The sequence below is a fragment of the Planomonospora algeriensis genome, from assembly GCF_977012225.1.
The window spans coordinates 1-10,011 of the sequence record NZ_CDRNDK010000229.1 but is presented as its reverse complement, the minus strand read 5'-3'; the positions used below and the strand labels follow the sequence as shown (position 1 = coordinate 10,011).

11 protein-coding genes, 1 pseudogene and 1 riboswitch are annotated in these 10,011 nt (G+C 71.6%); of the genes and pseudogenes, 3 read left to right on the top strand and 9 right to left on the bottom strand.

Translation table 11 applies throughout. From position 1 onward, the window contains the following. From ACWJ6R_RS21885 to ACWJ6R_RS21860, 6 genes and pseudogenes are all read right to left on the bottom strand, one after another. Nucleotides 1-459, bottom strand: a pseudogene (locus tag ACWJ6R_RS21885) (sirohydrochlorin chelatase); the annotation flags it as partial. 37 nt (nt 460-496) lie between these two features. Beyond that, nucleotides 497-1,225 carry a phosphoadenylyl-sulfate reductase gene (locus ACWJ6R_RS21880; protein ID WP_449064022.1) on the bottom strand — a complete coding sequence of 243 codons (729 nt, stop codon included), beginning with the start codon at nt 1,223-1,225 and terminating at the stop codon, nt 497-499. Next, nucleotides 1,222-1,365, bottom strand: coding sequence for an Insertion element protein (locus tag ACWJ6R_RS21875; RefSeq protein WP_068895933.1), 144 nt, complete (start codon nt 1,363-1,365; stop codon nt 1,222-1,224). Before ACWJ6R_RS21875 ends, ACWJ6R_RS21880 begins: the two co-directional genes overlap by 4 nt. Beyond that, nucleotides 1,362-3,044 (bottom strand): nitrite/sulfite reductase, encoded by a 1,683-nt coding sequence (locus ACWJ6R_RS21870; RefSeq protein WP_449064021.1) that lies wholly within the window; start codon nt 3,042-3,044, stop codon nt 1,362-1,364. Before ACWJ6R_RS21870 ends, ACWJ6R_RS21875 begins: the two co-directional genes overlap by 4 nt. 164 nt (nt 3,045-3,208) lie before the next feature. Beyond that, complete coding sequence (locus ACWJ6R_RS21865; RefSeq protein ID WP_373293860.1) at nt 3,209-3,292, bottom strand: putative leader peptide; 84 nt, start codon at nt 3,290-3,292, stop codon at nt 3,209-3,211. 146 nt (nt 3,293-3,438) lie between these two features. After that, nucleotides 3,439-3,564, bottom strand: a complete 126-nt coding sequence (locus ACWJ6R_RS21860) for a hypothetical protein (RefSeq protein ID WP_449064020.1) — start codon at nt 3,562-3,564, stop codon at nt 3,439-3,441. A gap of 145 nt (nt 3,565-3,709) precedes the next feature. Here ACWJ6R_RS21860 and ACWJ6R_RS21855 point away from each other — a divergent pair, with 145 nt between their 5' ends. The 3 genes from ACWJ6R_RS21855 to rsgA all read left to right on the top strand — a co-directional run bounded on the left by ACWJ6R_RS21855 (nt 3,710) and on the right by rsgA (nt 7,427). Continuing rightward, on the top strand, nt 3,710-4,708 hold the full coding sequence (locus ACWJ6R_RS21855) for a YihY/virulence factor BrkB family protein (RefSeq protein ID WP_449064019.1): 999 nt from the start codon (nt 3,710-3,712) through the stop codon (nt 4,706-4,708). Beyond that, nucleotides 4,701-4,782: riboswitch (ZMP/ZTP riboswitch) on the top strand. (Overlaps the previous gene by 8 nt.) Nucleotides 4,783-4,814: 32 nt before the next feature. Then, entirely contained in the window at nt 4,815-6,074 is a 1,260-nt protein-coding gene (locus ACWJ6R_RS21850) for a serine hydroxymethyltransferase (protein ID WP_449064018.1), read from the top strand. 234 nt (nt 6,075-6,308) lie between these two features. Then, entirely contained in the window at nt 6,309-7,427 is a 1,119-nt protein-coding gene (rsgA, locus tag ACWJ6R_RS21845) for a ribosome small subunit-dependent GTPase A (protein WP_449064017.1), read from the top strand. 112 nt (nt 7,428-7,539) lie between these two features. On the opposite strand, the gene ACWJ6R_RS21840 is transcribed toward rsgA, so the two are convergent. From ACWJ6R_RS21840 to ACWJ6R_RS21830, 3 genes are all read right to left on the bottom strand, one after another. Beyond that, the gene (locus ACWJ6R_RS21840; RefSeq protein ID WP_012893126.1) at nt 7,540-7,854 is read right to left on the bottom strand and encodes a WhiB family transcriptional regulator; all 315 of its coding nucleotides are present in this window, start codon (nt 7,852-7,854) and stop codon (nt 7,540-7,542) included. 102 nt (nt 7,855-7,956) lie between these two features. Next, the gene (locus tag ACWJ6R_RS21835) at nt 7,957-8,871 is read right to left on the bottom strand and encodes a sucrase ferredoxin (RefSeq protein WP_449064016.1); all 915 of its coding nucleotides are present in this window, start codon (nt 8,869-8,871) and stop codon (nt 7,957-7,959) included. Between the two features lie 97 nt (nt 8,872-8,968). Beyond that, nucleotides 8,969-10,011 (bottom strand): glycerol-3-phosphate dehydrogenase/oxidase (locus ACWJ6R_RS21830; protein ID WP_449064015.1); only part of this gene is annotated, 1,043 nt, incomplete at its 5' end.

Sequence of the window (10,011 nt, the reverse complement as noted above, 5' to 3'; positions counted from 1 at the left end):
TCGCCGCCCACCAGCCGCGCCGGGCCCAGTCGCGGGCGATCCGGGCGACGGTCGCGTTGGCCCGGTGGTCGCTGGAGCCCGCGGAGACCAGCACCACCGCGGTCTCCGGGTCGCCGGCGGCCACGCCCGCCTCGGCCAGCCGCCGCTCCAGGGCGGTGGTCAGCAGCGGGTGTGGGCCCAGCGTCGTGCCCCGGTGCACCCGCAGCCGCGGCTGCCGGGCCGCCGCCTCGGCCAGCGCGCCGGGGAGTGTCCACCCGGCTGTGGTAGGCCTCGGTCGAGCAGCAGCGGCAGCACGGCCGCCTCCGTCCGCCCGGCCAGCACCCCGGCGAGCGTCGGCGGGGCGTGGTCGAGGTAGGCGGCCCGCACCGGCAGCCCCGGCCGCGACTCCCTCACCAGCTCCAGCAGGTCCTCCACCGTCGCGGCGGCGCGCGGGTCGCGGGACCCGTGCGCCACGGCGATCAGCGGGACCGGCCGGTCCGCGGGAGCGGGGTGCGGTTCACGTGTGGATGCCGCACTCGGTCTTGCCCATCCCGGCCCACCGGCCGCTGCGCGGGTCCTCGCCGGGAGCCACCTGGCGGGTGCAGGGGGCGCAGCCGATCGAGGGGTAGTCGTCGTAGTGCAGCGGGTTGATCAGCACCCCGTTGTCGGCCATGTAGTTGTCGACGTCGTCCTGCGTCCACCGGGCGATCGGGTTGATCTTGACCATCTGGCGCTTGGCGTCCCACTCCACGACCTTGATCCCGGCGCGGGTGCTGGCCTCGTCGCGGCGGATGCCCGACACCCAGGCGAGGTACGGCTCCAGCGCCCGGTTGAGCGGCTCGACCTTGCGTAGGAAGCAGCACAGGTCGGGGTTGCGGCCGAACAGCCGCGGACCGAGGTCGCGCTCCTGCTCGGCCACCGTCCGGGAGGGCCGCACATCGATCACGTTGACGTCGTAGACCTGCTGGACCGCGTCCCGGGTGCCGATCGTCTCGGCGAAGTGGTAGCCGGTGTCGATGAACAGCACGTCCACGCCCGGCTTGACCTTGCTGACCAGGTCGATCATCAGGGCGTCGCTCATCGACGCGGTCAGGCAGAGCCGGTCGCCGAAGGTCGCCGCCGCCCAGCGGATGATCTCGATGGCGGGGGCGTCCTCCAGGAACCGCGCGGCGGACTCGACGATGTCCTGCAGGTCGAGCGTGTCGCGCTGCTGACGTAATCCGATCTCCACGTCCACCAGGGTCATCTCACCACTCCGATTCCGAGAAACTTCAGCTTGAAGGCGCGGGCGCACGAGCGGCAGTACCAGCCGCCGTCGCCCTCGTAGGGCTCCAGGTCCTCTTCACCGCAGTACGGGCAGTGGAACGGGACCGCTCTGCCGCTCACTTGAGGTCCGCGTCGTCGGCCCGCCGCGCCCAGGCGGCGAAGGTCTCGCCCTCGTTCCGCTGCTTCTCGAAGGTGCGCAACACGCGTTCGACGTAGTCGGGCAGCTCCGCGGCGGTGGCCTTCAGGCCGCGGACCTTCCGGCCGAATCCGGAGTCGGCGCCGAGCGAACCGCCCAGCTGGATCTGGAAGCCCTCGACCTGCTCGCCGGCGTCGTTCACCACCAGCTGGCCCTTCAGGCCGATGTCGGCGGTCTGGACGCGCGCGCAGGAGTTCGGGCAGCCGTTGACGTTGATGGTCAGCTGCTCGGTGAAGTCCGGAAGGCGGGCCTCCAGCTCGTCGATCAGGTGGGACGCGGTGTCCTTGGTGTCGACGATCGCCAGCTTGCAGAACTGGATGCCGGTGCAGGCCATCGTCTGGCGGCGGAAGGTGGAGGGGTTGACCTGCAGGTCGTTGGCCTCCAGCTCGGCCACCAGGCTGTCCACCCGGTCGGGGGCGACGTCGAGGACGACCATCTTCTGCTCGATCGTGGTGTGCACCCGGCCGGAGCCGTGCCGCTCGGCGATGTCGGCGATCAGGTGCAGCTTGTCCCCGCTGAGGCGGCCGACCCGGGGGGTGAAGCCGACGTAGAAGTTGCCGTCCTTCTGCGGGAAGACGCCCACGTGGTCGCGGCGCTCGCTGCGCGGCGCCGCGGGCGCGGGGCCGTCGGGCAGCGTGTACCCGAGGTACTCCTTCTCGAGAATTTCGCGGAATTTCTCGGTGCCCCAGTCGCTGACCAGGAACTTCAACCGCGCCCGGTGGCGCAGGCGGCGGTAGCCGTAGTCGCGGAAGATGCCGATCACGCCGCCGTAGACCTCGGAGGCCTGCTCGGGGGTGACGAAGACGCCCAGGCGCTTGGCGAGCATCGGGTTGGTCGACAGGCCGCCGCCGACCCACAGGTCGTAGCCCGCCTCGCCCCGCTCGTTGACGACGCCGACGAAGGCCACGTCGTTGATCTCGTGCACGGTGCAGTGCGCCGGGCAGCCGCTCAGCGCGGTCTTGAACTTGCGCGGCAGGTTGGAGAAGTCCGGGTTGCCGATGTAGTCGTCGTAGATCTGGCGGACCTGGTCGGTGGCGTCGAGGACCTCGTCGGTGTCGATCCCGGCGAGCGGGCAGCCGATGATGACGCGGGGGACGTCGCCGCAGGCCTCGGTGGTCGACAGGCCCACCGCCTCCAGCCGTGCCCAGATGTCGGGGACCGACTCGATCTCGATCCAGTGGATCTGGATGTTCTGCCGGTCGGTGACGTCGGCGGTGCCGCGGCCGTAGAGGTTGGAGATGTCGGCGATGGTGCGCAGCTGCTCCAGGCTGAGCCGGCCGCCGTCGATGCGGACGCGGAGCATGAAGTAGCGGTCGTCGAGCTCCTCGGGGGCCAGGACCGCGGTCTTGCCGCCGTCGATCCCGGGCCGGCGCTGGGTGTAGAGGCCGTACCAGCGCATCCGGCCCCGCAGGTCGGCCGGGTCGATGGAGTCGAAGCCGCCCTTGGAGTAGACGTCGATGATCCGCTGACGGACGTTGAGCCCGTCGTCGTTCTTCTTCAGTTCCTCGTTCTTGTTCAGCGGCTCTCGGTAGCCGAGAGCCCACTGGCCTTCGCCCTTCGGGCGCTTGTGGTGGCGGTTGGCCGGGCGTGCCGGGGTCGTCATGTGTGCGCGTCCTTACGGATGGTGGGAAGACGTGACGGACACGCACAGGCTCCTCCCGCCTCATCGTCGAGTGCGGGGGCCGGTTCTGCTCCGCGGGAAGCGGTTACTCCGGGGAAGAACGCCTGTCGCGCGCCGAGCTGGGTGAAGTCAGCGAAGGGCGACGGTCAACGGGCGTTGCGACAGATCGCGCTGCGGACACGCAGGAGGTCGACGTGGCGTCGCACGACGAGCATGGGGTCCGCTGGCATGTCCATGACGATACCTTGGCGACCCGAGATGTCCAATATCGGGTCCACACTCTGGACGCGGTCTTGGTCCGGGCTTTGGCTCGGGCCGGGGATTAGCTCGGGCCGGGCTTTGGCTCGGGCCGGGACCGGCCCCCGGAGGTACGGCCTCAGCCCTGGCGGGGCCAGTCCAGCGGGGACTCCCGGGGCTCGACGGCGGGCTGGTGCTGGCAGTCGCACCACGTCCCGCCCCGGCAGTCCTCGTGGCGGCGGTCCTTGCAGGAGTCGCAGATCATGCCTCCATTGTGCCGCCGGGCCCGCTCCCGGCCCCGCCCGCCGCCCCTCGCGGGTCTCCTCGCAGGTGGCGGGGGCGGCGGGCGGGGCGGATCGTCACCGATCGAGTTCGTGGGACAGGGCCGCGGGGGAATACCGTTGGGTGCCATGACGTCCACTGATGCCTCGGCGCGGCGGCCGGGACCGAAGCGGCGACGGCCGCGGGGCCACTCCAGGCTGCGCCGCCACAGCGCCAGGCTGCGGGCCGGGCTCTCCTGGGTGCGCGGCACCGGCACGTGGGCGCTGGCGGTGGCCACCACGAACGCCGGCGTCGCCTACCGGGTCACCGGGCTGGCGGGGGAGGCGGCCTTCTTCGCGCTGCTGTCGCTCCCGCCGTTCGTGCTGGGCCTGATCGGCGTGGTGGGCCAGCTCACCAAGGTGTTCGGGCCGGAGACCGTGCAGGACGTCAGCCTCTGGATCGACCGGCAGGCCCACCTGCTGTTCACCGACAACGCCGTGGACACCGTCGTCACCCCGCTCATCGACGACGTGCTGAGACCGGAGAACCAGGTCTCGCTGATCTCGCTGGGCTTCGTGCTCGCGCTCTGGTCGGGCTCGCGGGCGCTGTACGTCTACGTGGACCTGATCACGGTGGCCTACGGCCTCGGCGAGGAGCGCGGCATCATCCGCACCCGCCTGATGTCCTTCGGGCTCTACCTCGCGGGCCTGCTGAGCGGCCTGCTGGTCATGCCGGTCCTGGTGCTCGGGCCCGAGGCGCTGCGCGGCGCGCTGCCGCGCGACTACGGAGGGCTGGTGGACGTGCTCTACTGGCCGGTGGTGGTCGTCGGCTCCGTCTTCTTCCTCACCCTGCTGTACCACGTCAGCGTGCCGGTGCGCACGCGCTGGTGGCGGGAGATGCCCGGCGCCGTGCTGGCGCTCATCATCTGGATCGCCTGCGCCGCGGTGCTGCGCGCGGTGCTGGCCGACTGGTTCACGCCGGTGTCCATCTACGGCTCGCTGGCCTCCCCGATCGCGGTCCTGCTGTGGCTGTACATCACGGCCCTGGCCGTGCTCATCGGCGCCACGCTCAACGCCGAGGTGGACCGGCTCTGGCCCGCCGACGGCACGGGACGGGTCAGCCGCGGGGGACGGTCCGATATCGTCTAAGCGCGACTGGCGCATTTGGTGGAACAACCACCGGGGAGCGGAAACGGCGGAGGCCGCGCGCCTGGGTCTCCGCATGTCGTCAACGTAGGCAGGGAGTGAAGGCGCCATGAGTGGTTCTCTTTCCAGCGTCGATCCGCAGATCGCCGACCTGATCAAGGCGGAGGAGCGCCGCCAGACCGACACGGTCAAACTGATCGCGTCGGAGAACTACGTCTCCAAGGCCGTGCTCGAGGCCACGGGCACCGTGCTCACGAACAAGTACTCCGAGGGCTACCCCGGCAAGCGCTACTACGAGGGCCAGCAGGTCATCGACCAGATCGAGACCCTGGCGATCGAGCGGGCCAAGTCGCTGTTCGGCGTGAACCACGCCAACGTCCAGCCCTACTCCGGCTCGCCCGCCAACCTCGCGATCTACATGGCCTTCCTGCAGCCCGGCGACACCGTGATGGGCATGGGCCTGCCCTTCGGTGGCCACCTCACCCACGGCTGGTCGGTCTCGGCCACCGGCAAGTGGTTCAACCCGGTCCGGTACGGCGTGCGCAAGGACACCGGCCGCGTGGACCTGGACGAGGTCCGCGAGATCGCCCTCCGCGAGCGCCCCAAGCTGATCTTCTGCGGCGGCACCGCGATCCCGCGCACGATCGACTTCCCGGCCTTCGCCGAGATCGCCCGCGAGGTGGGCGCCGTCCTCGCCGCCGACATCGCGCACATCGCCGGCCTGGTCGCGGGCGGCGCCCACCCGTCGCCGGTCGGCCACGCCGACGTCATCTCCACCACCACGCACAAGACGCTGCGCGGCCCGCGCGGCGCCATGCTGATGGCCACCTCCGACGAGCACGCCACCGCGCTGAACAAGGCCGTCTTCCCCGGCCTGCAGGGCGGTCCGCACAACCACACCACCGCCGCCATCGCGGTGGCGCTCGGCGAGGCCGCCACCGAGGAGTTCAAGGCCTACGCCCACCAGGTCGTCGCCAACGCCCGGGCGCTGGCCGAGGAGCTCAACTCCCGCGGGTTCGACCTGGTCTCCGGCGGCACCGACAACCACCTCATCCTGATGGACCTGACCCCCAAGGGCGTCGGCGGCAAGCCCGCCGCCCAGGCCCTGGACCGGGCGGGACTGGAGACCAACTACAACTCGGTGCCGTTCGACACGCGCAAGCCGTTCGACCCGTCGGGCATCCGGCTGGGCACCGCGGGCGTGACCAGCCGCGGCATGGGCACGGACGAGATGCGGCAGATCGGCGTCTGGATCGACCAGGTCGTCACCGCCCTGGCCAAGGGCGAGGACGAGGCCGAGCACGTCGTCGCCCGCGTGCAGGGCGAGGTGCGCGAGCTGACCTCGCGCTTCCCGGCCCCCGGCCTGTGATCTGACCGCCCGCGCGGCGCGCGGGCGGAAAAGCGTTTGCGGACACCGGCCGGGTCCGCGTTATAGTGGACCCGGCCACGTGCCGCCCGGTGATGCCGGGTGGCGACGACACGAGAGGGAGGTGAGGACTATGCGGGCCTTTCTGACGAACCCGCCGTCCGTCAACCTCCGGGTGTCCGCCTAGCCGACTTCGCAGCGCGGGGCACCCGGTCTTTTCCAAAGGGTGTACCCACGTTGTCCTCGTCAGTTCTTCCTGACTTCTACGATCTCTCCGCGCTCGGCTGGAACGACTCCCTCGCCGCCGAACTCCCCGCCGGGACGCTGCCCGCCCGGGTGGCCCGCGTCGACCGCGGCGCCGCCGAGGTGCTCTGCGCCGAAGGCCACCTGACCGCCCACTACAGCGCCCGTGTACGGCGGGCCGCCGCCGCCGACCCGGTCGACCTGCCCTGCGTGGGGGACTGGGCCGCGATCCGCCGGCTCCCCGAGGGGCGCTTCGAACTGGAGGCGCTGCTGCCGCGCCGTACCGCCTTCGTCCGGGGAGGGGTGGGCCGGACCTCGCAGGGCGGCCTGTCCGGCGACTCCCGGGGCCAGGTGCTGGCCGCCAACGTCGACGTCGTCTTCGTCGCCGAGCCCGCCCTGCACGCCACCGACACCGCCGACCTGGGCCGGATCGAACGGCTGCTCGCCCTGGCCTGGGAGAGCGGGGGGCACCCGGTGGTCCTGGTCACCAAGGCCGACCTGATCGGCGACGGCCTCGGCTTCCTGATGGACGAGGTCGCCTCGGCCGCGCCGGGCGTGGACGTGCACGCCGTCTGCTCCGTCACCGGCGAGGGCGTCGACCTCGTCCGCGGCTACCTGGAGGGCTCCCGCACCGCGGTGGTGCTGGGCGCTTCGGGTGCGGGCAAGTCCACGCTGGTCAACGCCCTGGCCGGGGAGGCGGTGATGGAGACCCAGCAGGTCCGCGCGGGCGACGGCCGGGGCCGGCACACCACCGTGCACCGCGAGCTCATCCCGCTGTCCGGCGGCGGGCTCGTCATCGACACGCCCGGCATCCGCCGCATCGGCCTGTACGAGATGGGCGAGGGCGTGGAGGCGGTCTTCGCCGACATCGAGGAGTTCGCCGAGGAGTGCAGGTTCGCCGACTGCGGTCACGACAGCGAGCCGGGCTGCGCGGTCATCGCCGCGATCGAGGACGGCACGCTCCCCGAGCGCAGGCTGGCCAGCTGGCGGAAGCTCCAGCGGGAGGCGGCCTGGATGGCCTCCCGGACCGACGCGCGGCTCCGCAAGGAGCTGCAGAACAAGTGGAAGGTCATCCACAAGGAGATGCGGAAGCCGGGCCGTAACCGGCCCTGACGCAAGAGATCCGGGCCCGAGGGGATGGGCCCGGATACGGCGACGTGTGATCTCGCTGCGGTTCCGGGGGACCAGCGAGATCACACGTGCGGGGGAAGCCGGGTGGAGGTGTTCAGGCGACGGCGCTGATGCCGGCGCTGGCGGCGCGGCGCATGCGACGACGGCGCTCGGAGGCGCGCTCGTCCTCGTTCAGACCGCCCCAGGTGCCGTACTTCTCCGGGCGGGACAGCGCGTAGTCCAGGCACTCGGCGCGGACGGGGCACTGGGCGCAGATGGCCTTGGCCTTGCGCTCGCGGATGTCACGCTCGGGCTGACGTTCGCCATCGGGACCGAAGAAGAGCACGAGGTCCTCGCCCCGGCACGCGGCGTCATCCTGCCAGCCCCAGCTGGGCCGAGGACGGGCGGTCTGCCGACGTACCTGAGACATGAGAAAACCACCTTCTAGTGAGAAGAATTTCGGGTTACTGCCGCATTGGACGCTTTTGACATCCTTGGTGCCAACGCGTGGATCAGCCGCGATGTTCCCCGATCAGGCCGGCACGGGCGTGGCGTACCGCACAGACGTGAGCCTGTCCAGCGTGACCAGCCGATAGGTGGTGATCGTGTCGGCGCAAGCCGTACCACATGGCGCCGTGAGCGTCATGGGTTCAACCACTACCCGAAAACGAGCGTCGCTACCGCGCACGATGGCCTCGGTGGCTTCGCCGTCCGACCTGGAGGACTCCACGGCCACTCCGCCGACCGAGAGCTCTCCCGTGTGGGCACGGACGAAATGCTCGGCAGCTTGCAGTGGCTCAGGAATGCCCGCGCGCCCCCGGAAACGGTCGAGAACAACCTCGCCGGACCGGTACGCGTCCGCTGCTGCGATCGCAGCAGCTTGAGACATGCTGCCGTAGTAGAGGCCGTGTGGCAAGCACACGAGATTGGCGGCGTAGCGATCGCCGCCAACATGTGATGTTTCCCATGTTCTGTCCGGCCAAACCTCGGCCAGCGAACGAGCTAGGGGAAGTCCAATGCGGGCGCAGCACACGTTGCGCTTCGCGTGCGTGCAGACCAGAAAAACCGGCTCACTCACCAGTATGCAGGACTTGGGGAGCACTCCGGCCACGAGCGCGTCCAGGTCGAGATCGTCCGGGTCGGCGACGACGGCCTCGGCGAGCCACGGCTCGGGGCCGCGCGCGTCGCCCACCATGACGTGGATGCCGGGGGCCGGGGGCGTCCGGCGGCCCGGCCGGCGGATCAGCTGGGGGCGGATGCCGAGGTTGGTCGCCCGTTTGATGAGGGTGTGCACGTCCTCGGGAAGGACGCAGTCCTCCAGATGGGACGCCCAGGGCCCGGAGTGCTCGATGAGCAGCCAGAAGCGGGCGCCGACCGTCGCGCTGGCATGGACCGGCATCTCCGCGGTATGGCTGAACGCGGAGTGCGGGCACCCCTTCGCCGTCATCCCTGCCCCCTTCCCCGAGCCCTCTCGGTCCCCCTATCCAGGCTTAGGTAAGACTAACCTAACGCTTTGGAGGGTATGGCGACGGGTTTGAAAAAGCTCAGGCCCGATTCGGCTCCTCCGGATAGGCCAGGGCCGCCCGCGCGGCGGGCAGGGCCGCCTCCCGGTCCTGCGGCACCAGGCCGATCCGGGTCCGCCGGTCCAGCAGGTCGCCCGCGTCCAGCGCCCCTTCGTGCCGGACCGCCCAGACGAGCTCGGCCCCGGTGACCCCGGTGGGCAGCGGCTCGGCCAGCGCGGGGTCGCGCTCCATCAAGGCCCGCACGGCCCCGGCCTCGCTCCCGTACCGCTCTGCCAGCCGGTCGGCGGGCCGGACCCCCGCCGGGACGGCCCCGACCAGCGGCAGCCGCGCCGTACGGCTCGGCCCCGCGCCCAGGTCGTGGAGCCACACGGCCCAGTCGACCGCGTCCTCGGCCATCCGCCGGTAGGTGGTGAGCTTGCCGCCCACGATCGTGATCACCTCGTCCTCGGAGGTGAGCAGCTCGTGCCGCCGGGACAGGTCGGCGGTGCGCCCCTCGGCGGCCAGCAGCGGGCGCAGCCCGGCGAAGGCCCCGGCCACGTCCTGGCGCCGGACCGGGGCGCCCAGCACCGAGTTGAGCACGTCCAGCAGGAACGCCACGTCCTCCTCGGGGGCCTCCGGCACGTCCGGGACCGGCCCCTCCACCGGCTCGTCGGTCAGCCCGACGTAGATGCGCCCGTCGGCCTGGGGCAGCACCAGGGCGAAGCGGTTGCCCGTCCCGGGGATCGGCACGTGCAGGCCGGCCCGCAGTCCCGGCAGGGTCTCGGGGCGCAGTACCAGGTGGGTGCCGCGCGACGGGCGCAACGGGATGCCCGGGTTCAGCCGGGAGGCCCAGACCCCGGCGGCGTTGATCACCGCCCGCGCCCGGATCGCGAAGGTCTCCCCGGTGAGCTCGTCGCGGACCCGCGCTCCCGCGCCGTCCAGTTCCAGCGCCCGGCACCGGGTCAGGACCGCCGCGCCGTGCGCGGCGGCCGTCCTGGCCAGCGCCACCACCAGCCGGGCGTCGTCGACCAGCCGCCCGTCCCAGGACAGCAGCGCCCCGCGCAGGCCGCCGGGCCGCAGCGGGG